Consider the following 25,048-nt stretch of genomic DNA (forward strand, 5'->3'; position numbering starts at 1 on the left):
GATTTGAAACTCCATGAACTTAAGCCTGCAGAGGGGTCAACCAAATCACGCAAAAGAGTAGGACGGGGGAATGGCTCAGGGTTAGGCAATACAGCCGGCCGGGGTCATAAAGGACAGAAAGCTCGTTCAGGGGGCGGTGTACGACCGGGATTTGAAGGCGGTCAGATGCCGATGGCCCGTAGACTTCCGAAACGTGGGTTTACCAATATATTTGCTAAAGAGTATAACATTGTGAATTTGTCCGATCTCGAAGAAAGATTTGAGAGCGGCGCTGAAGTAACATTGGAAACTCTGATCGAATCGGGTTTAGTGAAAAAAGTTCTTGATGGAGTCAAAGTTCTGGGTGACGGAGAACTCACCAAGGCTCTGACAGTCAAAGTTAATAAGGTCAGCAAAACAGCTGCAGAAAAAATTGCTGCGGCCGGTGGAAAAGTTGAGGTGGAATAAATGGCACTTTTAGAAACCTTAAAAGATGCATGGCAAGTTCCAACCATTCGTAAGAAAATCGCATTCACCTTGCTTATGTTGCTGGTATTCAGAGTTGGAGCACATATTCCGATTCCATTTATGGATAGAAATACACTTCAGCAGATGATGGGCAGCGGCGGAATATTTGACTTTTTTAACACATTTTCCGGTGGATCTTTGAAAAGGTTCTCAGTGTTTTCACTGAGTATTATGCCCTATATTACAGCATCGATCATAATTCAGCTTCTTACCGTAGTCGTGCCTTATTTGGAGAGATTATCCAAAGAAGGCGAAGACGGCAGGAAAAAGATCATGCAGTATGTTCGGTATGCAACCGTAGTGCTGGGTTTTATCCAGGGTTTTGGTTTGACCTTTGGACTGCGCGGAGCACTGATCTCAACAAGCACTGCTTTAAAAGTTCCGCTTTATTTTACGGTCGCAATCGTCCTGACAGCCGGAACAGCGTTTTTGATGTGGCTGGGTGAGCAGATTACGGAAAAAGGTATCGGCAATGGAATTTCTTTGATTATTTTCGCCGGTATCGTAGCGGGAATCCCGGATGCAATAAAACACCTGTATAGCTTGTTAAGTGTAGGAGAAGTCAGTTGGCTGGCCATACTTGGCATCTTATTACTATGTGTTATCGTAATAGCCGGGGTAGTTTTCATCCAGGAAGGACAGCGCAGAATACCGGTCCAATATGCGAAAAGAGTTGTTGGACGCCGTGTTTATGGCGGACAGAGTACGCATATTCCGCTTAAAGTCAACCAGGCCGGTGTAATGCCAATCATTTTTGGAGTCTCACTGATGGCATTCCCAAGCACTATTGCAACATGGATGCCTCAGACCTCCGGATTTGCCGTATTTGTTCATAAATATATGAGTATCAGCGGGTCATTTACAAGCATACCTTATATGATCCTTTATGCGGGTTTGATTATATTCTTCACGTATTTTTATACCGGGATAACATTCAACCCTGTTGATTTGGCGGACAATCTGAAAAAGAACGGCGGGTTCGTGCCTGGAATCAGGCCAGGCCGTCCTACATCAGAATACTTTATGAGAATTTTGAACCGAGTGACCTTGGCCGGCGGTGTATTTTTAGCAATCATTGCTGTGCTGCCCGCTCTGATCATGGGAACAACTGGAATTCCTAATCTTGCCCTTGGTGGGACATCTTTGCTGATCGTTGTCAGTGTTGCGCTGGAAACGATGAAACAGGTAGAAGCACAGCTTCTGCAGCGTCATTACCAGGGATTCCTGAAGTAGGGGGTATAAAAAGAGATGCGAGTAATTCTGATGGGTCCGCCGGGAGCAGGCAAAGGTACACAGGCTGAGCAGCTGATCGAGTACTATAAGATCCCGCATATTTCTACAGGCGACATGTTTAGGGCGGCAATCAAAGATCAAACGCCCCTGGGGATAAAAGCCAAAGAATATATGGATGCCGGAGGATTGGTTCCCGATGAGGTAACCATCGGCATTGTAGCGGAAAGAATCAAAAAAGATGATTGCAAAACCGGATTTATGCTGGATGGCTTTCCAAGAACGGCAGCTCAGGCAGACGCACTGGCAAAAATATTGAGCGATCTGAATGTTACCCTGGATGGTGTGGTAAATATCGAAGTAGATGATGAAACTCTTCTGCAAAGACTGACCGGTCGCCGGATTTGCAAAAAGTGCGGGGCAACATACCATATGGTATTTAACCCGCCGGCAAAAGAGGGAGTCTGCGACAAATGCAAAGGCGAGCTGTACCAGCGCAGTGATGATACACTGGAAACGGCCGAGAACCGCCTTAAAGTGTATAATGACCAGACAGAGCCCCTAATTGCTTATTACAGTGAGCAGGGACTTCTTAAAGGGATACAGGGAAAGCAGGATATCAACAAAGTATTGCAAGATATCATCAGTGCTTTGGGGCAATAACATGATTGAGATCAAGACAAAAGACCAAATTGCCCTTATGCGCAAAGCCGGCAGGATCGTGGCGGAAACGCTCGAGATCATGAGAGAGCATGTCCATCCGGGTATGACAACCGGTGAACTGGACAGAATAGCGGAGGACTATATCCGCAAACAGGATGCTATCCCTGCATTTAAAGGATATAACGGCTTTCCGGCGACGTTATGTACTTCCCTCAATGATGAGGTCGTACATGGGATACCCGGTTTAAGAGCACTGCAAAGTGGAGATATTATCAGTATTGATTGTGGGGCGGCAATTCAGGGTTATTACGGAGACGCGGCGGTAACACTGCCTGTCGGAGAAATAGAACCCAGATTAGCGAACCTGCTTAAGATAACTGAAGAATCATTGAAGCTTGGTATCACTCAGGCAATAATAGGAAACCGACTATTTGATATTTCCCATGCTGTTCAAACCTTTGTCGAGAGTAATGGAATGTCGGTGGTGCGGGACTATGTAGGTCATGGAATCGGAAGGAAAATGCATGAAGAACCACAATTACCCAACTTTGGCAGACCCGGCAGGGGGCCGAGACTCGAGGTAGGAATGGCACTTGCAATTGAACCAATGGTGAATCTTGGAGCTTATCAAGTAAAGACCCTTGATAATGGGTGGACTGTAGTGACCAAGGATCGTCAAGCATCAGCACATTTCGAACATACAGTGGCTATTACTGAAAATGGCCCTGAAATATTAACTCGAATTTAGGCACAACCGGAAAAATGTCCAAAGGAGGGATGAAGAGTGTCCAAAGAAGACGTGATTGAAGTAGAAGGAAAAGTTCTGGAACCACTGCCCAATGCAATGTTCAGAGTAGAACTGACTAACGGCCATAAAGTCCTGGCACATGTCTCAGGCAAAATAAGAATGCACTTCATAAGAATTCTTCCAGGAGATAGGGTTACAGTAGAGCTTTCCCCCTATGACCTGACAAGAGGCCGTATCGTATACAGATTTAAGTAAGAAGTGAGGGATTACAGATGAAAGTAAGGCCTTCTGTCAAACAAATTTGCGAAAAATGCAAAATTATCAAACGTCATGGCAAAGTTATGGTGATTTGCGAAAATCCCAAACACAAACAACGCCAAGGATAATGAAGGTTGAGAACAAAGTATCCAAAACAAGAAAATATTTTATATTCAGTTTCGGAATGAAAACATCGAAAATGGGGGTGTAACGAGTAGATGGCACGTATCTCAGGGGTTGATATACCGCGCGACAAACGTGTTGAGATTGCTTTAACCTATATCTACGGGATCGGCAATTCTCAATCGAAGAAAATCCTGGAAAAGACCCAGGTGAGTCCTGATACAAGAGTGAGAGACCTGACAGATGATGAAGTCGCAAGGATCAGGGAAGTCATAGACAAAGAATATATGGTTGAAGGCGACCTCCGCCGTGAAGTTTCCCTAAACATTAAGAGATTAATGGAAATTGGCTGCTACCGCGGAATGCGTCATCGCCGCGGGTTGCCGGTACGTGGGCAGAGAACAAAAACCAATGCCAGAACACGTAAAGGTCCGGCAAGGGCAATTGCCAGGAAGAAAAAGTAAAGGGGGCTTGAACAGTGGCGAAAAAAGTTGTCCGTACCAGAAGAAGAGAACGTAAAAACGTTGAAAGCGGCATTGCGCATATTAAATCAACGTTTAACAACACTATTGTAACCATTAGTGATAACGGCGGAAATGCAATTTCTTGGTCCAGTGCAGGTGCCCTTGGTTTTAAGGGTTCCCGTAAAAGCACTCCGTTTGCAGCCCAGATGGCTGCAGAAACCGCAGCCAAGGCAGCTATGGAGCATGGAATGAAAAATGTAGAATGCTTTGTCAAAGGTCCTGGTTCAGGACGTGAGGCAGCAATCAGAGCGTTACAGGCAGCTGGGCTGGAAGTAAACCTTATTAAAGATGTTACTCCCGTCCCCCATAACGGATGCCGCCCGCCGAAACGCAGAAGAGTTTAAGGAGGTAAGGTTTAAACATGGCAAAATATACGGATTCGGTATGCCGTTTATGCCGACGCGAGGGGATTAAACTTTTCCTTAAGGGCGATCGTTGTTATACCAACAAATGCTCTATAGACCGTCGTCCATACGCTCCTGGAGTGCATGGACAAAGCCGCGGCCGCAAACCAAGCGACTTTGGCATCCAGTTGAGGGAAAAACAAAAAGCTCGTCGTATTTACGGTATTATGGAAAAACAGTTCCGCAGATATTTTGAAATGGCATCGCGCCAAAAAGGGATGACAGGTGAAAATCTGCTTCGTCTTCTGGAAAGACGTCTGGATAATGTCGTTTACAGAATCGGATTTGCGTCTTCCAGAGCAGAGGCCAGACAATTCGTAACCCATGGCCACATTACGGTCAATGGCAAAAGGGTGGATATTGCCTCATATCTGATCAAAGTCGGCGAAGTAATAGCAGTCAATGAAAAAAGCAGAAGCTCCAGCAGAATCAAGGAACTTATTGACACCATGGCTGACCGCAGTGTTCCAGGATGGCTGAGTGCCGACAGCAACAGTGCATCGGGAACCGTGCTGGCATTGCCGTCACGTGAAGACATTCAGATTCCAATTGAAGAACACTTCATTGTAGAGAAATATTCTCGCTAATATTTCCAGGAAAGAAGGTGCATTTCGATGCTCGAAATCGAGAAACCCAATATCGAATGTGTTGAACGGTCTGAAGATAATACCTATGCGAAGTTCGTTATTGAACCTTTGGAGAGAGGATACGGGATCACACTGGGTAACTCTTTGCGACGCATATTGCTTTCTTCTCTGCCTGGGTCTGCAGTTACTTCAGTTAAAATCGAAGGAGTTCTCCACGAATTCTCAACTATTCCCGGTGTGCTGGAAGATGTTACGGAAGTCATTCTGAATATCAAGTCCCTGGCCCTGAAAGGTTATACGGACGAATCCAGAGTACTGCGGCTTGAGTATGAAGGAGAAGGGGTCGTTACTGCAGGAGATATCATTACCGGGCCTGATATCGAAATCCTCAATCCGGATCTGAAGATAGCCACACTGGACAAAGACGGCCGCCTGTTCATGGAAATGACGGTTGACCGTTCCAGGGGATATGTATCAGCGGAAAAGAACAAAAAACCGGAACATGCCATTGGGGTTATTCCCATAGACTCCATCTTTGCACCGATTTATAAAGTCAACTATGCGGTAGAAGATACCCGTGTAGGCATGATGACCGACTTCGACAGACTGACTCTGGAAGTATGGTCAAACGGCAGCATAACACCGGAAGAAGCAACCAGTTTAGCAGCGAAGATTCTTAGTGAGCATCTGCGTCTATTTATCGGACTTACTGATAACCTGGGCAATGTCGAAATCATGGTGGAAAAAGAAGAGGAAGCAAAGGACAAGATTCTGGAGATGACAATTGAAGAGCTTGACCTGTCGGTCAGATCCTACAATTGTCTGAAAAGAGCAGGGATCAACACCGTTGAAGAACTGACTCAGAAAACAGAAGAAGAAATGATTAAAGTACGCAACCTCGGACGGAAATCCCTTGAGGAAGTGGAAAACAAACTTAAGGAATTAAGCCTTGGATTCCGTTCACCTGAGGATTAATTAGCAAAGGGGGATTAAAGTTGGCATACCGTAAGCTCGGAATAAATATGGCACGCAGGAAAGCCCTGCTCAGAAATATCGTTACATCTCTCCTTAAGCATGGAAAGATCGAGACTACTGAAGCAAAAGCGAAAGAACTGAATGCTTTTGCCGAAAAGATGATTACACTTGCCAAAAAAGGTGATCTGGCTGCCAAGCGTCAGGCGATGTCCTTTCTTTTGGATGAATCTGTTGTCATCCAGTTATTTGATCAGATCGGGCCCAAATATGCCGATAGGCAGGGCGGATATACCAGAATAATCAGAACCGGTTTTCGCCGTGGCGATGCTGCAGAAATGGTTCTTGTTGAACTGGTTGATTAATACAGGCTGAAGGGGTCAGGTTACCGAATTGAGTAGCCTGACCTTGTGCGCGCTTTGTTAGGAGTAATCAATGAATAACATTTGCTTGCGTTTAGCCTACGATGGAACACAGTATCATGGTTTTCAAAGCCAACCCGAAGAGCATGGGAAAACCATACAGGGGGAACTGGAGAAAGCCTGGAAGAGACTAGCACAAGAAGAGATCAAAATCGTGACCGCAGGACGAACAGACAAGGGAGTACATGCCGCAGGGCAGGTAATAAACTTTAAGTCCGCGGCGAGAATTCCGCAGGATAAAATTCCTATCGCGATGAACAGCGTCCTGCCGGAAGAGATCAGGATACTGGAAGCAAAATTGGTCGGGGCTGAATTTAATGCCCGGACAAGCGCATATTGGAAAAGATATGATTACAAAATAGAGAATAAACGGACTGCCGATGTATTTACAAGACTGTATTCCCTGCATGAACCGGTACCGCTTGACCTGAATAAGATGCGGCAGGCAGCGGCTCGTATTGAAGGGAAGCATGATTTTAAAACATTTTCAGCGGCCGGAAGCAATGCCAAAAGCTTTGTGCGTACAGTCTACCACTGTAAGGTTCAAAGCAGTAGCGGGTATATCACGGTGACATGCATAGGGAATGGATTTTTATACAACATGGTCAGAATCATTACGGGGACCCTCCTTTATGTAGGAAAGGGCAAGATTGTCCCCGAAGATATGCCAGGCATTTTAAAATCGCGGAACAGAGCCCTTGCAGGCAAAACCGTGTCTCCCGCCGGATTAGTTCTTCGTTATATTGATTATGATGGAAACAGGCCCAGCTCCATATTTGAGGATATAGAGTCAAATGACCTGGAAGACCTGATATAAGCCATTATTGACTTAATAGCCTATTTTAGATAAAATTTAGCAGGAGTCTTTAATCGGACTGTGACCCGAGCCCTCACAACCGATAACAAAGAGAATAGAAGCCAAAACATTTATGCAATTTAAGTTTCAGGAAAAATTGGAGGGAATAATATGACCACTAAGTTTGCAAAAGCCACTGAGGTAGAGCGCAAATGGTATGTCATAAATGCAGAAGCTATCCCCTTGGGCAAAGTGGCTGCTGAAGCCGCCCGCTTATTAAGAGGAAAGCATAAGCCCATTTTCACCCCCAATGTTGATACAGGAGATAATGTGATCATTATCAATGCGAGCAAGACTGTATTAACTGGAGGAAAGCTGGATAAAAAGATGTATCGTTGGCATTCCGGTTATCCGGGCGGTCTTAAACAAATGACCTACAGGGTACTTATGAATAAGAGACCGGAAAGAGCTGTGGAACATGCTGTTAAAGGAATGCTTCCTCATAATAAACTCGGTGCAGCAATGTATAAAAAACTGCATGTCTATCAAGGTCCCGAACATCCGCATCAGGCACAGAAGCCTGAAGTATGGACCATGAAATAGAGAGGAAGGAGGAAAATAATATGGCGGCAGAACTTCAGTACTATGGCACAGGCAGACGTAAAAATGCCATTGCCAGAGTCAGAATAATTGCAGGTGAAGGCAATTTCGTCATCAACAAAAGAGGCTTAAATGAATATCTCGGCAAAAAGACTCTGGAGATGATCGTAAAACAGCCTTTGGAAATTACCGAAACAATTGGCAAGTATGATGTCATTGCTCTTGTCCATGGAGGTGGCACATCAGGCCAGGCCGGCGCGCTGAGAATGGGCATTGCCAGGGCATTGCTCAAAGCAGATATTAGTCTCCGTCCGGCACTGAAAAGAGCAGGATTCCTTACCCGTGACCCAAGAATGAAGGAGCGTCGCAAATACGGCCTGAAAAAAGCCCGTAAAGCTCCGCAATTCTCCAAACGTTAATTTCAAGGAAATAGTGAAACCCTCAAACCTGCATGGTTTGAGGGTTTTTGATGTCAAATCCGGGTTATTATGCGCCTATAGGACTATCAAATTCAATATTTATTGTAGTTTTCATACCCATTGCTTCCATAACGGTTTCAATTTTTTCTGTCGTTGCTCCATAGTATTCGTGTCTTTCATCCCTTGACACTTGTGACTCTTTAACGCCTAATTTACTTGCTAGTTCTGATTGTGTCATCCCTAAATAAATTCTAAATGCAATAAGCGTTTTTCCAATGTCTGTGAACTTATAGATTGGGTTAAATGAACCTCGTTTTATTTTCTCGTAGTACTCTACTTCAGCTTTTAATTGTTCATGGAATGATATTAGGGGCTGTATTGCCATACTTATTTGCTCAGGATTTAACCCCATTTTTTCAAATCGTTTTTTTTCACTAATAATGAATTCTTGGTCTTGTTTTAATTTTTCAACAGCTTTTTGATATGCTGGCTCATTCTTAATCATTTGATTTCACTCCTTATTTTATAATTCTATTCCGACAGTGTGTAGTTGATTTACCAGGATGCTTAAATTATTTACTAACATTAGACGTTTCTGATAATTCCATGGGGTACCGGTCTCGGTCCACGTACGAGTAAAGAATTCATTAATTGTTCTATAGTCATTGGGTAATCTTTGGGAGCTAAAATCCCGTCATCAGTAAATTGTAATGACATTTCTAATTCCCCAATCTAAAAGTTATACACTTAGGATAACATAACCATATAGTTAACTTAACATATTTGTTAAGACATTGCTAGTATATGTAACATAATTTCTTTTGTCAACATTCGAAAGTTTAGAGAATATTAACTGAAAAAATTGTATAAACATTTACAAGACTTTATACATACTACACTCATATGACACAAAAAAGCCGGAAGTCTGCTTGACGAAAAAAGAAGAAGAAATTATACTATAGACAGTAATTAAGGGGAGTAGCTCTACAGCAAAGTCGTCAGTACGGGATTTTATCTCCGGCTTTGTTGACAATGTAACAAGTTGTAAGCAAGACCTTATCCAAACGGTAAGTTATTTTTGTGGCCTGCCGTACGGAGAAGGTCATTATTTTTTTGTAGGGAAGGAGTCGGGTTTTTAAAGGATTTAAGAAATACTGGTTTGCATAAAAAATAATTATAAATAAAACTCTCCCGGAAAGAATAAAATATCTATGCTTAATATCATTAAGGAGTGTATATTGATGGATTTTCTCAGTACGGATTTTTGGTCGGCATTATTTGCTATCGTTGTCACGGATTTGGTATTGGCCGGAGATAATGCGATTGTGATTGGATTAGCCGCGAGAAACCTACAGGCGAATCAACAAAAGAAAGTTATTGTTTGGGGAACATTGGGAGCTGTTATTGTTCGCTCCCTATTAACCTTAGCTGTGGTATGGCTGCTGAAAATCCCCGGCTTGCTGCTGCTGGGAGGGGGGATGTTAATTTGGATCGCGTATAAGCTGCTTGTAGAAGATAAAAAGCAGGATACGGTGAAGCCGGGAGAAAGCTTATGGGGTGCAATCAAAACAATTATTATTGCTGATGCAGTTATGGGGCTGGATAACGTCCTGGCTGTAGCGGGTGCGGCCCATGGGAGTTTTCTGTTAGTAGTTTTGGGGCTATTAATTAGTGTTCCCATTGTTGTTTGGGGAAGTACAATTATTCTTAAATGGGTGGAACGTTTCCCGATAATCATTTATTTCGGAGCGGGAGTGCTGGCTTGGACAGCCTCAAAAATGATTGCGGAGGAGCCGTTCTTAGCTCATTTCTTTGAGACGAATAGTTTACTGAAATGGGGATTGAGCCTGGCCATCATTGCAGGAGTCATATTCGTTGGGAAAAGTTCCAACCAAAAACGAAATAACCAAATTGCTGATCAAAGCTGAATTTTCTTTAGTCTAAGGAATCAGCCGAAAAAAGGATCTGCCAAAAAATATGAGGGGTGTTGAATATGAAAAAAATCTTGGTACCGATTGATGGCTCAGCCGGTTCCGATAAAGCGGTCCGTCTGGCCATCACGCTCGTTCACGAAGGGGATACGGAGATCATTTTGTTGAATGTCCAATCCAATTACAATACTCCGAATGTAAAGCGGTTTTTTAGTCAGGAACAAATCCAAGCCTTTCAGAAAGAACAGAGCAAAGAGATCTTTGACCGGACACTTCAGATCACCCAAGAGCATCCGATTACGGTTCGCACCACATTAAGACTCGGAGATCCCGGTAAAGAGATCTGTGATGAAGCAAAAGAAAGTTCTGTCGATTTTATTGTCATGGGATACAGGGGGCTGGGAACCGTCAAACGTGCAATCCTGGGCAGTGTGGCAACTCAAGTTCTTCACGAAACAACTTGTCCGGTAATGATTGTTCCGTAAGGAAACGGGATTGAAAGATCATGAAGAATGTAAAGCGGTTCATTCTTGTTTATCGGGCAAGACATCAACCGCTTTGTGCGTATGAACCATTTGAAATTCTGGTCTGATTGTGCTCAGACTCTTTTTTTTCGTCCACAGAATATCAGAGCCGAATCCCCCATAAGTATAGTGTTGAAGGGGGATGTGCAATGCGGAGAAAGAAGAACAATGATAAGAATTTTGCGGATAGAATAAGAAGGAAAAAGGTTAACCTTATAGATTCAACCAAAATATTAATTTTGAGGAAGAGAGTTCTTAAGATTGCCATAGCTGTATCAACCCTGGTGCTTTTTGTTACGATCGGTGGTATTTGGGGTGTCAGCAAAACGACCAGCAGGGAAAGGATGGAAACAGAGAATACTCCCGGGATTGGCTCCGCATTGTCCAATTTGACGGTGGCTGTAGATGCCGGGCATGGGGGTGTCGATCCGGGGGCTGTAGGAGCAGGGAAGAGTCTGGAGAAGGATGTAACCCTGGCAATTTCCCAAAAACTGCAGGTCCTTCTGATCCAGGCGGGGTGTAATGTGGTGATGATCAGGGATACCGATTGTGATTTTGGGACTGGCTCCAATCTGCTGCAGAGGAAAAGGGAGGATTTGGCCTACCGCACACAAAAGGCTTTTGATGCGGATATCTATCTGAGTATTCACGCCAACAGTTTCCCGGACAGGAGCCAGCATGGGGCCCAGGTATTTTATCATTCTGAATCTCCCGAAGGGAAAACGGTGGCGGAGCTGGTCCAGGAAAGCCTGAATCAGGTTGCTGCTCGCAAGAGGATTGCCAAAGCCAATCAAAGTTATTTTATTTTAAAAAAGACCAACCAAATTGCGTTGACGATTGAAGTAGGCTTTATCTCCAACCAGGAGGAGGAAAAGAAATTAGGGCAGCAAGAATACCAGGAAAGATTGGCTATGGCTATTTTGGAAGGGATATCGAAATATTATAATAACAAGTAAACGTATAGGAAAAGAGCAGGTGTCAGATCAGATCAGAGCGTAAATAGGAGGAAGTTCCCGCACGATACCGAATAAACAGAAAAAAGCTCAAGCCGGCGGAGAAAACCGTTTGGGACCAGTATGACAAACGGCCGGTAACGTACATAGATAGACCTGACAGATTAAAAATATATTTCCATAAGCCATTAAATTCAGAGTATAATTGACAGGGAAAAGGGATTCTGGGAAGCATCATACCCGATTTGGAGTATTGAATATGGACGGAACCAAGATCCGGATGATCAGAGAAATCGATAAAAATGCTGAAGCTCTCTGGCAGATTGCCACGGAGATCGGGCTTAACCCGGAAGAAGGTTTCCGGGAGTTTAAGGCAGTCAAGCTCCTCACCGCTTGTCTGCAAGCTAACGGCTTTCAGGTAGAAAGACCTGTTGGCGGTATGGAGACTGCTTTTCTGGCCAGATTCAAAAGAGGGAAAGAAGGCCCCAAGATTGCGTTTTTGGCTGAGTATGATGCCCTGCCTGAAATTGGGCACGGCTGCGGTCATAACCTTATTGGCACCGCCAGTGTGGGGGCAGCGGTTTCTTTAAGCAAAATGCCTGAAGTCGCCGGAGAAATATGGGTTGTCGGAAGCCCGGCAGAGGAGACCAGCGGGGGCAAGGTTCTGCTGGCTGCTCAGGGTGTATTTGCCGGTGTCGATGCCGCTTTGATGTTTCACCCCGGAACCTGCAATACGATCGAGATATCCAGTCAGGCTCTGGATGCGATTGAGATTACCTACTTAGGAGAGGCTGCCCATGCCGCTTTATCCGATCGTTTTGGGATCAATGCCCTTGATGCGATGATCGGGTTGTTTGTTTTGCTCGGCAAATTGAAAAAGGACCTTTGTGAGGGTGAGAAGATAGACGGCATTATTATAGAGGGCGGCAAGGCCCCGAATATTGTTCCGGATAAAACGGTCGGGAAATTTTATCTGCGGGCAACGGACAGGAAAAAGCTTGATCAGATTAAGGAGCATGTTCTTGATTGCGCTGTTAAGGCGGCCCAAGAGGTTGGGGCCCAAATGCAATGGCGTTATTTTGAGCATTCCTATCAAGAAATGATCAGTAACAGTACTTTGGCCAAATCTTTTCAGGAGAATTTGGAGCAATTGGGCATCACTGAGATTGAACCGCCTCAGACTATGCTGGGGTCGGTAGATATGGGTAATGTCAGCCTGCAGGTGCCGGCTATCCATCCGTATCTGCAGATGGGGGACGGGATGTACATCGCTCATACTAAAGAATTTGCCGGTGCTGCTGTTGGGCAGGCAGGGAGAGAGGTTCTTTTCATCGCGGCTAAAGCTTTAGCGATGACGGGATGGGACATTTTGACGGATGAACAATTTTTGTTTGATCTTAAACAAGAATTTCAAAAAACAAAGACAAATAAAACCCGATAAGGACTATTGTATAATTATTCTATACATAGTATAATTATTGAATCATATTGAATGAAGGTGTTCACGATGAAAATTGGTATATTAGGAGCAACCGGATATACAGGCCACGAATTGATCAGGATTCTGCGCGGACATTCTGAGGCTGAGATTGTTTATCTTGGATCTTCAGGGTCGGCAGGCCAAAAGATAGCCGATATCTATCCCGGTCTTAACGAGATAGTGGATAATAATCTGGAAAGTGACCAGGAAGTCCCGGAAGAAATCGAAGTGCTGTTTTGTGCACTTCCCCATGGAATTACAGCAGGCCGGGCCGAGAAGTATCTTGACCGCCAGATCAAAGTCATTGATCTGGGGGCGGATTTTCGTCTGAAGGATAAGAATATTTATGAGGCTTGGTATAAAACCAGCCATGCCAGCCCCCATTTGCTGGCGGAAGCGGTATACGGTATTCCGGAGCTGAACAGAGCGGAGATTGCCGGGAAGCGGCTGATCGCTAATCCCGGCTGTTATCCCACTGCCACCCAATTGGCTTTAGTGCCTTTACTCAAGGACAAACTGCTCAAGAGCGATTCGATCATTGTCGATGCCAAATCAGGGGTATCGGGTGCCGGGCGTGGGACAAACCTGGGTGTTCATTTCAGTGAAGTCAATGAAAATTTTAAAGCCTATGGAGTTGCGACCCACCGCCATACGCCGGAAATAGAACAGGAACTGAGCAAAGCGGCAGGAGAAGATATTCTGATCAATTTTACACCTCATCTGGTTCCGATGACCAGAGGGATCCTGACCACCATCTATGCATCGGCTGCTGAAGGGGTGGAAGAAGGGGACTTGCTGCAGTCCTGGCAAACCGTTTATGCAGATGAACAGTTTGTGCATCAGATGCCCGGGGGAGAATGGCCTCAAACGAAATATGCTTATGGCAGCAACCATGTATTTATGCAGTTGAAGCTGGACAAGAGAACGGGCAGAGTGATTCTCGTAGCGGCTCTGGATAACCTGGTCAAGGGCGCGTCCGGCCAGGCGGTGCAGAATATGAATATTCTGTTTGGCTTGCCTGAAGAAACAGGTCTCAAGACCAATGGGATGTGGCCTTAAAAGGGATGGAAGGTAATTTGGGGGTTATAGAAATGAAGATCAAAAACATTGAAGGCGGTGTTGCGGCACCTGAGGGCTATTATGCCGCCGGTGTGCGGGCCGGTATCAAATATAAGGATAAATATGATCTGGCAATCATCATGTCAAAGGTAAAAGCGAAAGCCGCCGCTGTTTACACCAGGAATTTGGTCAAAGCCCATCCATTGCTGCTTAACATGCAGCATCTTACAGACGGTGAGGCTCAGGCCATTGTCGTCAATAGCGGCAATGCCAATGCCTGTATGGGTGAACCCGGGGAAAAAGCTGCTTTGGAGATGGCTGTGCAAACAGCCAAAGAGCTGGGGTTAAAAACGGAAGACATCCTGGTGGCATCAACGGGAGTGATCGGTCAGCCGATGCCGATGGAAAAGATTATTCCGGGGATCGCTAAGGCAGCGGCATCTGTTCAGGAGCTGCTGCAAACAGAGCCGGATCGGGAAACCAAAGCAGGAACAGCGCATGAGGCCGCTTTGGCCATTATGACCACAGATCTGGTTCCCAAGGAAAAAGCTTATGAACTGGAGTGTGCAGAGGGAACCGTCAAACTGGGGATTATCGCCAAAGGTTCGGGAATGATTCATCCCAATATGGGCACAATGCTTTGTTTTATCACAACTGACGGCGCTTTTGATTCAGAGGTGTTAGGCAAACTGCTCAAAGAAGCAGTCGATAAAAGCTTCAATATGGTGACAGTTGACGGAGACACCAGTACAAACGATATGGTTTTACTTTTGGCCAATGGCCGGTCCGGAATCCGACCGCAGGGAGAGGAACTGCGGCAGTTTAGGGAAATGCTGGATCATGCTTGTGTGGCTATGGCAAAGGCAATTGCCCGCGATGGCGAGGGTGCGACCAAATTGATCGAGGTTCAGGTCAATGGGGCAGGTACGGTGAAAGATGCCGGGCAAATTGTCAAAAGCGTCTGTTCGTCCAGCCTGGTTAAAACAGCCATTTACGGCCAGGATGCCAACTGGGGACGGATATTGTGCGCGGCCGGCTACTCCGGGGCGGTATTTGACCCCGAAGGAACAAGCATTTATCTGAATGGACTGCAGGTAGCTCAGGATGGCAGAGCAATCCCGTTTTCTGAGGATGAAGCTTTGGAATTGCTGAAAAACCAGGAGATCGTCATCCGCATAGACCTTAAAGACGGCCAAGAAAATGCCGTAGGCTGGGGATGTGACCTCACTCATAAATATGTGGATATTAATGCCGATTACAGGACCTAAATAGAAATTTATAACGGAAGTCCGATAAATTAGAGAATGAGCGGGTGTTTGGATGCCGAAAATCAATGATCTGGAAAAAGCCAATATTCTGATTGAAGCTTTACCTTATATTCAGAAATTCAAAGGGTCGACAGTTGTGATTAAATATGGCGGTCATGCTATGGTCGATCAGGACCTGAAAAGCAAGGTCATGCTGGATATTATTTTATTGCAGCTCGTGGGCATCAGGCCGGTGATTGTGCACGGCGGGGGCCCGGAAATCAATGCCATGCTGGAGAGAGTGGGCAAAGAGAGTACCTTTGTCAGGGGACTGCGAGTGACAGATGAAGAAACCATGGAAATTGCGGCTATGGTTCTCGTCGGCAAACTGAACACAGAAATTGTCTCAATGCTCAATAATGCCGGAGGCAAAGCAGTGGGGCTCAATGGTCAGGACGCGCGTCTTCTGGTTGCCGGGAAGAAACCCTTAAAAGTCGAGAAAGAAGACGGGGAAATAGAGCATGTCGACTTGGGTTATGTCGGTGAAGTCAAACAGGTTTCACCGGAAATCATGATCAGTCTCTTGAGTCAGGGATATATTCCGGTCATTTCACCTATCGCCGGCGGCGAAAACGGAGAAAGCTACAATGTCAATGCCGATACGGCTGCCGGAAAAATCGCCGGGGCTTTGGGAGCGGATAAATTTTTTCTCCTTACTGATGTCAAAGGGGTGATGAAGGATTTGCATGATCCCGGCTCATTGATTTCTGTGATCGAGAAGACAGAGGTTGATGAACTGATCAGGGCAAAAATATTAACCGGCGGCATGATTCCCAAGGTCGAATGCGGCGTAAATGCCCTGAACGAAGGGGCGGGTTCAGTACACATCATTGACGGCCGGGTACCCCATGCGATTTTACTGGAGCTTTTCACCGACGGCGGTATCGGGACAATGATCAAATAACCCGGACAATCATAAAAGGATGAAGAAGGTGGAACAAATGAAGGAGACAAAACAGATGTCGACTGATCAAATACTTCTTGACGGTCAAGAATATGTGATGAATACCTATGGCCGCCTGCCCATGGCGTTGGTCAAAGGGCAGGGAACAAGGGTTTGGGACAGTGATGGCAAAGCTTATTTGGATTTTGTGACCGGGCTGGCGGTGACTTCTCTTGGACATTCTCATCCGGAGGTTGTGGAAGCGATTAAGGAGCAGGCTGAACAGATCATCCATTCCTCAAACTTGTATTGGATCCCCAATCAAGTCAGGCTGGCCGAGCTTCTCGCCGAAAATTCCTTTGCGGATAAAGTGTTTTTCTGCAACAGCGGCGCCGAAGCCAATGAGGGGGCGATTAAGCTTGCCCGCAAGTATGCCAAACTCAATTTCGGTAACCACAAAACCGAAATCGTATCTTTGAAAAATTCTTTTCATGGTCGTACGCTGGCAACATTGACGGCGACAGGACAGACCAAATATCAGAACTATTATGACCCCCTGCCGCCGGGATTCTCCTATGCCGAACTGAATAATTCCGAAGAGCTTGATTCTGCGGTAACGGAAAATACTGCTGCGTTAATCATTGAGCCCATCCAGGGAGAAGGCGGAGTATATCCCGTAACGCAGGAGTTCATCCAGAAAGCGCGGGAGATTTGTGATCAAAAGGGTGTCCTATTGATTTTTGACGAGGTTCAATGCGGTGTGGGCCGGACGGGCAAGCTTTTTGCTCATGAATGGTTCGGGGTTACCCCGGATATCATGAGTGTGGCCAAGGCCTTGGCCAATGGAGTTCCCATTGGCGCTGTTCTGGCCACAGACAAAGCAAGCTGTTTTCAGCCGGGGGACCATGCCTCTACTTTCGGCGGCAATTTCCTGACAACTGCCGCCGCCTGCAAAGTCATGGAGATCATGACGGCAGAAGGATTTCTGCAAGGGGTGCGGAAGAAAGCCGGGTATTTCAGGGACAAACTCCAGGGGCTTGCCGATAAGTATGGCCTGACGGAAGAAGTAAGGGGACTGGGTTTTATCCTTGGTCTGCCGGTTGGCAAAATTGGTCCGGACATCGTTCGTTCCTGCAGTGTCAAAGGATTGCTGATTAATTGTGTCGGAGGGGAGACCCTGCGTTTCCTGCCGCCCCTGACAGTTTCCTATGAAGAGATTGACGAGGCCATAAGCTTGCTTGATCAAGCCTTTGGTGAAAATCCGGCTGAATGATATTTGCTGAAATACTATTTGATAGAAGGAAGAAGATGTTGCAAAAATTTTTGTTGCAAAGGAACCTGTTGCAGAAATAATCTATCAGAGAAATGAGGTGCGGCCGCTTTGCAGTGCGCGCTGGTTTTGGAAACAGGAAAAGTGTTCTGCGGTGAATCCTTTGGCGCTGTCGGAGAGGCTAAGGGGGAAATCGTTTTTAATACAGGGATGACAGGATACCAGGAGGTGCTTACCGATCCGTCTTATGCTGATCAGATTGTGTGTATGACCTATCCTCTTATTGGCAACTACGGCATCAATGCTGAGGATGACCAGTCAGGAAAGATACAGGTTCGGGGCTTTATCGTCAAAGAAGCTGCGGCAAGCCCCAACCATTGGCAGATGCAGTCCATTCTTTCCAAAAAACTGGCTCAATCAGGGATAGTCGGGATCATGGGCATTGATACAAGAGCGTTGACCAGGCATATCAGAGAGCACGGTGTGCTTAAAGGCTTGATCACAAACCATCTTCATGATCTTGAAAAAAAGGCTTCTGATTTGAAGGACTGGCACAATACCAGAGGGATTGTAGCGGAAGTCAGTACAGATAAGAGCTATATTGTACCAAGCGCTGGATCCTGCCCCCGAAAATTTCGGGTTGTGGCCATGGATTTCGGGATAAAGGGTAATATTCTTGAAACAATGTCTCAGAAGGGGTTTGAAGTCACCGTGGTTCCTTATCATACGAAATCAGCCGATATTCTGGCTTTTCAGCCGGATGGGGTTTTTTTGTCCAACGGTCCCGGAGATCCCAAGGATGTACCTCAAGCCATAGAAACAATTAAAGAACTGGCGGGCAAGACTCCGGTTTTCGGAATCTGTCTTGGGCACCAGCTCCTTGCTCTTGCCCTGGGTGGTGATACGTATAAGCTGAAGTTTGGCCACAGGGGAGGCAATCAGCCTGTGCAGGATTTACGAACAGGCAGGGTGACGATTACTTCTCAGAATCACGGGTATGCGGTCAGTGAAAAATCCCTGGCCAATACCTTATTGCAGGTTACCCAGATCAACTTAAATGATAAAACAATTGAGGGCCTGGCGCACAGCGAATGGCCCCTTTTTTCGGTGCAGTATCACCCGGAGGCCGGTCCCGGACCCAGTGATTCCCTTTATTTGTTTGACCGGTTTGCCCGGCTGATGGAGAAGGGAGGGTCTGGTTATGGGGCTTAATCCAGCGTGGAAAAGAGTAATGGTTATCGGCTCCGGTCCGATTGTGATCGGACAAGCAGCTGAATTTGATTACGCAGGGACTCAGGCCTGCAAGGCCCTGAAAGAAATCGGGCTGGAAGTAATCCTGGTCAACAGCAATCCGGCGACCATCATGACTGATGTTCAGATGGCGGATAAAACCTATATTGAGCCGCTTGTCCCTCAGACTTTGGAGAAAATATTAGCCAAAGAAAAGCCCGACGCTTTGCTGCCGTCACTGGGTGGACAGACCGGTCTGAACCTCGCTATGGAGCTGCAGAATCAGGGCATCCTTGCGAAATACGGTGTAGAGTTGATTGGCTGTACTGCCGAAACGATTTATAAAGCCGAAGACCGTGAGGCGTTTAAAGAAATGATGCTGGATATTGCCGAACCCGTGGCCGAGAGCAGTATCGTCGGCACCCTGGAAGAAGGAGACCAATTTGCAGAAAAGATCGGCTATCCGGTTATCGTCAGACCGGCTTATACACTCGGGGGCACCGGCGGCGGAATAGCCTGCGGCAAGAAGCAGCTGAGGGAAATCCTGACCAGGGGCTTGCAGGCCAGTCCGATCAACCAGTGCCTGCTGGAACAGAGTGTTGCCGGCTGGAAGGAAATTGAGTATGAAGTCATGCGTGATGCTGAAGACAATTGCATTACCGTATGTAACATGGAGAACCTTGATCCGGTGGGGATACATACAGGAGACAGCATTGTTGTAGCTCCTTCCCAGACCCTTACGGACAGGGAATATCAGATGCTGCGCGCGGCATCATTGAAAATCATCCGTGCGCTGAAGGTCAATGGAGGATGCAATGTGCAATATGCCTTGAATCCGGAAAGCCGGGAATATGTTGTGATCGAAGTCAATCCCCGGGTCAGCCGTTCCAGTGCCTTGGCGTCCAAGGCCACAGGGTATCCGATTGCCAAAATGGCTGCCCTCCTGGCAGTGGGCTTTACTCTGCCTGAACTGACCAATCCGGTGACAGGCCATACCAGCGCATGTTTTGAGCCGGCCTTAGATTACATTGTAATGAAGTTCCCGCGCTGGCCGTTTGATAAGTTCCCTGCTGCCGACAACAGGCTGGGCACCCAGATGAAGGCGACAGGTGAGGTCATGGCCTTAGACCGTACCTTGGAGGGGTCACTTCTGAAAGCAATCAGGTCTCTGGAGATCGGAGCGGTTGGGTTGAGTATCCCGGGCGCGGGCAGATGGACGGATATTGAGATAGAAGATAAGCTGTCCAATGCGGATCACGAACGTTTTTTTGCGATTGCCGAGGCTTTCCGGCGGGAGTGGACAGTAACGGAGATTGAAGAATTGACCAAAATAGACCGGTTCTTCCTCCAGAAAATCAAAGGTTTGGCTGAGCTGGAAAAAAGGCTGAAAACTGAGGAGTTAAAGCCACCTCTGCTGAGTGAAGCCAAAGCCAAAGGTTTTTCGGATACGGCCATAGCCAAACTGACAGGGATCAAGGAAGAGATTGTCCGAGCCCGCAGAATAGAGGAGGGAATCATTCCGGTCTATAAGATGGTTGATACCTGTGCAGCTGAGTTTGTATCGGAAACCCCTTATTATTATTCCACCTATGAGGAAGAAGATGAGGCAGAGGTCAAGGACGGACCGAAGATCGTTGTGCTTGGCTCCGGTCCAATCCGTATCGGCCAGGGCATCGAATTCGATTACTGCTCGGTACATGCCTTGTGGGCACTGCAGGAAGCCGGTGTGGAATCCATCATCATCAATAATAATCCGGAAACCGTTTCCACTGATTTTGATACCGGGGACAAATTGTATTTTGAACCGTTAACAACTGAAGATGTCCTCCATGTCGTGATAAAGGAAAAAGCAGACGGGGTATTGGTCCAGTTTGGCGGCCAGACAGCAATCAACCTTGCCGAGCCTTTAAGTAAAGCCGGGGTAAAAATCTACGGGACATCTTTCAATGCCATTGATTTGGCAGAGGACAGAGAGAGATTTGCGGCAATGCTGGATGAACTGGGAATCCTGCAGTCGGAAGGGAGAGCGGCCACAAGTGTCGAGGCAGCCAAACAAATTGCCGATGAACTTGGCTTTCCGGTTCTGGTCAGGCCTTCTTATGTTATTGGCGGCCGGGCTATGCAGGTAGTCTCCAATCTTAAAGAGTTGGAGGATTATCTGAGACAAGCGATCAATATTTCTCCGGAACACCCTATCCTTGTGGATAAATACCTGCAAGGCAAAGAATGTGAGGTTGATGCGGTATCTGATGGAGAAACAGTTGTCATTCCCGGGGTGATGGAGCATATCGAGAGAGCCGGAGTTCATTCCGGAGACAGCCTGGCGGTTTACCCTCCGCAAAGCCTGACTCTGAATGAAATCCGCCAGATAGAGAGCATTACATGCCGGATCGCCGAAAAAATGGGGGTCCGAGGACTGATCAATATTCAGTTTGTGGTTGTACACGGCTGGGTATACGTTCTGGAGGTTAATCCCCGGGCAAGCAGGACCATCCCGATTCTCTCCAAGGTCACAAATGTTCCGATGGTCAAACTGGCTGTTCAGGTGGCGTTAGGGAGCAAATTATCCGAACTTGGCTATAAAAATGGCTTAGTCCCTGAGGTGCCTTATGTCGTCGTCAAGGCCCCTGTCTTTTCTTTTGAAAAGCTGACAAAGGTCGAGACTTCACTTGGTCCGGAAATGAAATCGACAGGCGAGGTACTGGGTATGGATACCTGTTTTGCCCATGCGTTAGCCAAGGCTTTTGCAGGGGCACAAATAGAACTGCGGGACAAGGGACGCATCCTGGTTTCAGTCGGTCCCGACGAATTGCCGGAAGCGATGGCTGTGGCCAGAGACTTTGCCAGCCTTGGGTTTAAGCTGAAAGCTACCGCAGACTCCTGCAGAGCACTGGAGCTTTGCGGTTTGCAGGCTGAAGAAGTATCTGAAGGAAATGAAGCCCTTCAGGATGCGATCAGAAGACAAGAGTTTTCCTTTATCCTCAGCACACCCGCCAAAGGGAAATCGACCGAGCGCATGGGTTATCTTCTGAGAAGACTGGCAGCCGAACATCATGTTCCATGCTTTACTTCCATGGATACGGCCAGAGCTGTCCTCAGGGCCTTGGGTAAGCTCCGGGTCGATGTCCGCTCAGAAAATCTGACTTTACAGGAATATATAGAGACCATAGAGCAACAGTCTGGTCGGACAATGGGATAGTCCGGTTGGAGAGAAAAAAACCGCCGGCAGGCGGTTTTTTTAAGCGAATAAGCATGAAGTGTGCTTAATGGTAATTTCTTGAAATTGTTTTTTAGACTATTTTCAATTTTATGATTTAAAAAGCTCCATATTTAACATAATTAAAGAGAGTAGAAAAGAATAAATAAAAATGCTCAACAATAATTACCTTATAAGTTAAAAACCCTTGGAATTATAGCAATCAGCCTTATTTTTTATATTATCCGGCAAATGTAGGTTGTTATTTTTAAATTTGTCGCTTGAACGGAATGTTTCATTGTATAATATCATAAAAATTAAAATAAATTGTAAAAACTACATGAAATTGCAAAAAAGTTCATGGTGGAAATCAAAAAAAAGAAAGACTAAAATCGTGAAACAGCAGCCATAAAATACACAAATATGCTTATTAATGCATAAATATTAGCATGAAACCTTAAAAAGGGGATGAAAAAATGATCAGTTTAAGGTATGATAATTTTGAACGCTGTAAACAGATGATTTGATTGAGTAAGCTATGTTTCATGATTAAGATATTGTTCAGTAAAGAAAGGAATTGAAAAGGATGAAAATGTCCCAGCGTGTTCTCAGAATCAAGCCATCGGCAACGCTAGCCGTGGATGCCAAGGCCAAGGAGCTGAAACGTCAGGGGAAAAACGTGATTTCATTCGGGTCCGGGGAGCCTGACTTTACATCTCCCGCAGGAGCGATGAAATATGCGGAAGAAGCGATTAAAAGAGGCGAGACCCACTATACTCCTAATCCAGGCATTTTAGAGCTGAGAGAAGAAATATGCGCTTATTATGGGAGCCGTTTTGGTCTTACATATGAGCCCAGTCAGGTCGTTGTGGCTTCAGGGGCCAAACCCAGTATCTACGAAGCTTTAGCCGCTATTGTAGACCCCGGGGATGAAGTTGTTCTGATGGCCCCTACCTGGGTCAGTTATATTGAACAGGTGGGCTTGGTTGATGGCAAAACAGTAATTGTAGATACCGTAAACAACGGCTTTATGCCTAAGATAGAGGATATCGAAAAAGCCCTGACAGCAAAAACGGTTGCTTTGCTTTTAAATTCACCATCTAATCCCAGCGGCATGATGTTCAATGAGGAGATGATCCGCCAAGTCGGTAAGCTGGCGATTGAGCATGATCTATGGGTGATCTGGGATGAGATTTATGAACAACTGGTTTATGACGGAGTCCAGCATTATAATCCGGTGCAGCTTATGCCGGAATTGAAAGATCGGACCATTATCATTAATGGAGTTAGTAAAGCTTATGCCATGACCGGGTGGAGAATCGGCTACTCCATTGCGCCGAAAGAAGTTGCGGCCAAAATCAGCAATTTTCAAAGTCATTTGACATCCAATCCCGCCGCTGTCTCCCAGTGGGCCGCATTAGGGGCCATGAGGGAAAGCGGAGAAGATGTCATCAGGATGCGGCGGTCCTTTGAGCAAAGACGGGATCTGATCTGCAGCTTGCTGGCAGATATGCCCCACATTGAGTTTCCCAGACCTGAGGGGGCGTTTTATGTATTTGTCGATATTCGCAAATGTTTAGGTAAACAATATGCCGGCAAGGTGTTAATCGATGATTTGGCTTTTTGTGATCAGCTTCTGGATTCGGAGTTGGTTGCGGTTGTTCCGGGAAGCGCGTTTCTGACACCCGGTTATATCCGCCTTTCCTATGCTTGTTCCGAAGAAACGATTAAAGAAGGGATGAAAAGATTAAAACGTTTCCTGGAGCAAATAAAGTAAACAAACAGCAAAACCGCAAGTCAGATAAACGGCAGAAGAAACGCGGGATAATAAACATTGAAATGAATCAGAACAGGGACAGAAAGAAAAGGGTTGCCTCCGGCCATGGCCGGGAGACAGCCCTTTATTTCATTATCGATCAAAGCGTTAGACAGGGAAACGAATGGCTGTGATAAAGACGACCGACGCACGGAGGGAAGGCTGCTCCGCTTCCAGGTATTCAGAAACCTGTTTTTGCAGCTCGGCTAAAGCTTCTTCTACCGTGACGGCTTTGGCGGTCAGATCATAATCCTCGCAATAGGCGACATAATGACCGTCAAACTTACTGATAAGTACATTGACTTTTATCTCCATAGCTCCACCTCATCTTTGTACTGAAAACAGACCCATAATACTATATGATGAGGCAGGATTTTTTGAACGGTAGTCTAGAAAGAAAATTTTTCCCGCTAAAAATTGAAAGTCGGGTTTGCAGACAAGATTCCATAAGCAAATAAAGAAGCAAAAATCAGCAGCCAGATTATCGGCTTTAAGAATGAACGTTTATCAAGGAGAATAGTGGCCCCAAAGCCAATCAGGAAAAGCGGCCACAGTTTCTTGACGGAGTAAGTAAGGACATGAGCAATAGAAAAAGAGAATAAATTCAGATTGCTGAGAAGCCAGAGCACACCAATGACAATAGCCACTATTCCTAATGGATAGTTTTTTTTCACTTGTCGGTCCTCCTCGTGCCCAGAAGCAAATAAAGGCCAAAGGCAATTAAAGCTACAGGCAGAATTAATTTCAGATTAAACCAGGCAAAGAATTCCCTGCAAAGGAAAAGCAGACCTGAGCCCAGCAGAACAAAGGCAAAGATTTTCTTTCTTTTTTCTGAGTCCTGCTGATCCTCATCAGGGACGTTTGGGGGACCATCAGTACAGGAAAGAGAGGTTTGGTCAAGGTTGTTTTCTTCAACAGGAATTAACAGCCAGGCAATGACATAGGCAAAAAAACCTAAACCTCCGCCGAAAAAGGCCAATAATAAAATCAGCCTGACAATGATCGGGTCAAGATCAAAGTATTCGGCAATACCTCCGCAGACACCGGCAATCATACAGTCCGTTCGTGAACGGAAAAGCTTTTTACTCATACATTTTCCCTCCTTTTGTTAGCTTATGAGGTTTAAAGCTGTTTTACTCGGACAGG

General features: G+C 46.0%; 29 protein-coding genes. 25 read left to right on the forward strand and 4 right to left on the reverse strand.

Annotation, left to right across the window (positions count from 1 at the left end; all coding sequences use genetic code 11):
* The first annotated feature begins 3 nt into the window (after nt 1-3).
* The 14 genes from rplO (at nt 4) to rpsI (ending at nt 8,253) form a co-directional block, all read left to right on the forward strand.
* Entirely contained in the window at nt 4-447 is a 444-nt protein-coding gene (rplO, locus tag SGLY_RS02145; RefSeq protein ID WP_013623647.1) for a 50S ribosomal protein L15, read from the forward strand.
* Nucleotides 448-1,740 carry a preprotein translocase subunit SecY gene (gene secY, locus SGLY_RS02150; RefSeq protein ID WP_013623648.1) on the forward strand — a complete coding sequence of 431 codons (1,293 nt, stop codon included), beginning with the start codon at nt 448-450 and terminating at the stop codon, nt 1,738-1,740.
* A gap of 15 nt (nt 1,741-1,755) precedes the next feature.
* Complete coding sequence (locus tag SGLY_RS02155; protein WP_013623649.1) at nt 1,756-2,400, forward strand: adenylate kinase; 645 nt, start codon at nt 1,756-1,758, stop codon at nt 2,398-2,400.
* Nucleotide 2,401: 1 nt separating this feature from the next.
* Nucleotides 2,402-3,148: a type I methionyl aminopeptidase gene (map, locus tag SGLY_RS02160; protein ID WP_013623650.1), complete on the forward strand. Its 747-nt coding sequence runs from the start codon at nt 2,402-2,404 to the stop codon at nt 3,146-3,148.
* A 36-nt stretch (nt 3,149-3,184) separates the two neighbouring features.
* A complete protein-coding gene (gene infA / locus SGLY_RS02165) occupies nt 3,185-3,403 on the forward strand; it encodes a translation initiation factor IF-1 (RefSeq protein WP_013623651.1) in 219 nt (72 codons plus the stop codon).
* A gap of 17 nt (nt 3,404-3,420) precedes the next feature.
* Entirely contained in the window at nt 3,421-3,534 is a 114-nt protein-coding gene (gene rpmJ / locus SGLY_RS17355) for a 50S ribosomal protein L36 (RefSeq protein ID WP_013623652.1), read from the forward strand.
* Nucleotides 3,535-3,624: 90 nt separating this feature from the next.
* Nucleotides 3,625-3,993 (forward strand): 30S ribosomal protein S13, encoded by a 369-nt coding sequence (rpsM, locus tag SGLY_RS02170; RefSeq protein ID WP_013623653.1) that lies wholly within the window; start codon nt 3,625-3,627, stop codon nt 3,991-3,993.
* A 14-nt stretch (nt 3,994-4,007) separates the two neighbouring features.
* Nucleotides 4,008-4,397, forward strand: a complete 390-nt coding sequence (gene rpsK / locus SGLY_RS02175; protein ID WP_013623654.1) for a 30S ribosomal protein S11 — start codon at nt 4,008-4,010, stop codon at nt 4,395-4,397.
* 17 nt (nt 4,398-4,414) lie between these two features.
* Nucleotides 4,415-5,044 (forward strand): 30S ribosomal protein S4, encoded by a 630-nt coding sequence (gene rpsD, locus SGLY_RS02180; protein WP_013623655.1) that lies wholly within the window; start codon nt 4,415-4,417, stop codon nt 5,042-5,044.
* A 27-nt stretch (nt 5,045-5,071) separates the two neighbouring features.
* Entirely contained in the window at nt 5,072-6,019 is a 948-nt protein-coding gene (locus tag SGLY_RS02185; protein WP_013623656.1) for a DNA-directed RNA polymerase subunit alpha, read from the forward strand.
* Nucleotides 6,020-6,039: 20 nt separating this feature from the next.
* Complete coding sequence (rplQ, locus tag SGLY_RS02190; RefSeq protein WP_013623657.1) at nt 6,040-6,381, forward strand: 50S ribosomal protein L17; 342 nt, start codon at nt 6,040-6,042, stop codon at nt 6,379-6,381.
* Between the two features lie 70 nt (nt 6,382-6,451).
* On the forward strand, nt 6,452-7,255 hold the full coding sequence (gene truA, locus SGLY_RS02195; RefSeq protein WP_013623658.1) for a tRNA pseudouridine(38-40) synthase TruA: 804 nt from the start codon (nt 6,452-6,454) through the stop codon (nt 7,253-7,255).
* Nucleotides 7,256-7,405: 150 nt separating this feature from the next.
* Nucleotides 7,406-7,837 (forward strand): 50S ribosomal protein L13, encoded by a 432-nt coding sequence (rplM, locus tag SGLY_RS02200; RefSeq protein WP_013623659.1) that lies wholly within the window; start codon nt 7,406-7,408, stop codon nt 7,835-7,837.
* Nucleotides 7,838-7,857: 20 nt separating this feature from the next.
* Entirely contained in the window at nt 7,858-8,253 is a 396-nt protein-coding gene (gene rpsI, locus SGLY_RS02205; RefSeq protein ID WP_013623660.1) for a 30S ribosomal protein S9, read from the forward strand.
* A gap of 67 nt (nt 8,254-8,320) precedes the next feature.
* On the opposite strand, the gene SGLY_RS02210 is transcribed toward rpsI, so the two are convergent.
* The gene (locus SGLY_RS02210; RefSeq protein ID WP_013623661.1) at nt 8,321-8,758 is read right to left on the reverse strand and encodes a helix-turn-helix transcriptional regulator; all 438 of its coding nucleotides are present in this window, start codon (nt 8,756-8,758) and stop codon (nt 8,321-8,323) included.
* A 736-nt stretch (nt 8,759-9,494) separates the two neighbouring features.
* On the opposite strand from SGLY_RS02210, the gene SGLY_RS02215 reads away from it, so the two are divergent.
* The 11 genes from SGLY_RS02215 to SGLY_RS02265 all read left to right on the forward strand — a co-directional run bounded on the left by SGLY_RS02215 (nt 9,495) and on the right by SGLY_RS02265 (nt 23,863).
* Complete coding sequence (locus SGLY_RS02215) at nt 9,495-10,181, forward strand: TerC family protein (protein WP_013623662.1); 687 nt, start codon at nt 9,495-9,497, stop codon at nt 10,179-10,181.
* Nucleotides 10,182-10,246: 65 nt separating this feature from the next.
* Complete coding sequence (locus SGLY_RS02220) at nt 10,247-10,669, forward strand: universal stress protein (protein WP_013623663.1); 423 nt, start codon at nt 10,247-10,249, stop codon at nt 10,667-10,669.
* A gap of 188 nt (nt 10,670-10,857) precedes the next feature.
* Nucleotides 10,858-11,664, forward strand: coding sequence for an N-acetylmuramoyl-L-alanine amidase family protein (locus SGLY_RS02225; protein ID WP_013623664.1), 807 nt, complete (start codon nt 10,858-10,860; stop codon nt 11,662-11,664).
* A 256-nt stretch (nt 11,665-11,920) separates the two neighbouring features.
* Entirely contained in the window at nt 11,921-13,102 is a 1,182-nt protein-coding gene (locus tag SGLY_RS02230) for a M20 family metallopeptidase (protein ID WP_013623665.1), read from the forward strand.
* A 66-nt stretch (nt 13,103-13,168) separates the two neighbouring features.
* A complete protein-coding gene (argC, locus tag SGLY_RS02235) occupies nt 13,169-14,200 on the forward strand; it encodes an N-acetyl-gamma-glutamyl-phosphate reductase (RefSeq protein WP_013623666.1) in 1,032 nt (343 codons plus the stop codon).
* 32 nt (nt 14,201-14,232) lie between these two features.
* Nucleotides 14,233-15,468 carry a bifunctional glutamate N-acetyltransferase/amino-acid acetyltransferase ArgJ gene (argJ, locus tag SGLY_RS02240; protein WP_013623667.1) on the forward strand — a complete coding sequence of 412 codons (1,236 nt, stop codon included), beginning with the start codon at nt 14,233-14,235 and terminating at the stop codon, nt 15,466-15,468.
* A gap of 52 nt (nt 15,469-15,520) precedes the next feature.
* Nucleotides 15,521-16,411 (forward strand): acetylglutamate kinase, encoded by an 891-nt coding sequence (argB, locus tag SGLY_RS02245; RefSeq protein WP_013623668.1) that lies wholly within the window; start codon nt 15,521-15,523, stop codon nt 16,409-16,411.
* Nucleotides 16,412-16,448: 37 nt separating this feature from the next.
* On the forward strand, nt 16,449-17,663 hold the full coding sequence (locus SGLY_RS02250; protein ID WP_013623669.1) for an aspartate aminotransferase family protein: 1,215 nt from the start codon (nt 16,449-16,451) through the stop codon (nt 17,661-17,663).
* A gap of 108 nt (nt 17,664-17,771) precedes the next feature.
* Nucleotides 17,772-18,872: a glutamine-hydrolyzing carbamoyl-phosphate synthase small subunit gene (carA, locus tag SGLY_RS02255; RefSeq protein WP_013623670.1), complete on the forward strand. Its 1,101-nt coding sequence runs from the start codon at nt 17,772-17,774 to the stop codon at nt 18,870-18,872.
* A complete protein-coding gene (gene carB / locus SGLY_RS02260) occupies nt 18,862-22,089 on the forward strand; it encodes a carbamoyl-phosphate synthase large subunit (RefSeq protein ID WP_013623671.1) in 3,228 nt (1,075 codons plus the stop codon). The genes carA and carB overlap by 11 nt, the downstream gene beginning before the upstream one ends.
* Nucleotides 22,090-22,672: 583 nt before the next feature.
* The gene (locus SGLY_RS02265; protein ID WP_041444553.1) at nt 22,673-23,863 is read left to right on the forward strand and encodes a pyridoxal phosphate-dependent aminotransferase; all 1,191 of its coding nucleotides are present in this window, start codon (nt 22,673-22,675) and stop codon (nt 23,861-23,863) included.
* Between the two features lie 147 nt (nt 23,864-24,010).
* Here SGLY_RS02265 and SGLY_RS02270 read toward each other — a convergent pair whose 3' ends face one another.
* The 3 genes from SGLY_RS02270 to SGLY_RS02280 all read right to left on the reverse strand — a co-directional run bounded on the left by SGLY_RS02270 (nt 24,011) and on the right by SGLY_RS02280 (nt 24,992).
* A complete protein-coding gene (locus SGLY_RS02270; RefSeq protein WP_013623673.1) occupies nt 24,011-24,217 on the reverse strand; it encodes a hypothetical protein in 207 nt (68 codons plus the stop codon).
* Nucleotides 24,218-24,312: 95 nt separating this feature from the next.
* Nucleotides 24,313-24,576: a LiaI-LiaF-like domain-containing protein gene (locus tag SGLY_RS02275; protein ID WP_013623674.1), complete on the reverse strand. Its 264-nt coding sequence runs from the start codon at nt 24,574-24,576 to the stop codon at nt 24,313-24,315.
* A complete protein-coding gene (locus SGLY_RS02280) occupies nt 24,573-24,992 on the reverse strand; it encodes a PspC domain-containing protein (protein WP_013623675.1) in 420 nt (139 codons plus the stop codon). The genes SGLY_RS02275 and SGLY_RS02280 overlap by 4 nt, the downstream gene beginning before the upstream one ends.
* Between the last annotated feature and the right edge of the window lie 56 nt (nt 24,993-25,048).

This window comes from Syntrophobotulus glycolicus DSM 8271, from assembly GCF_000190635.1.
GTDB classification, from domain to species: Bacteria; Bacillota; Desulfitobacteriia; order Desulfitobacteriales; family Syntrophobotulaceae; genus Syntrophobotulus; species Syntrophobotulus glycolicus.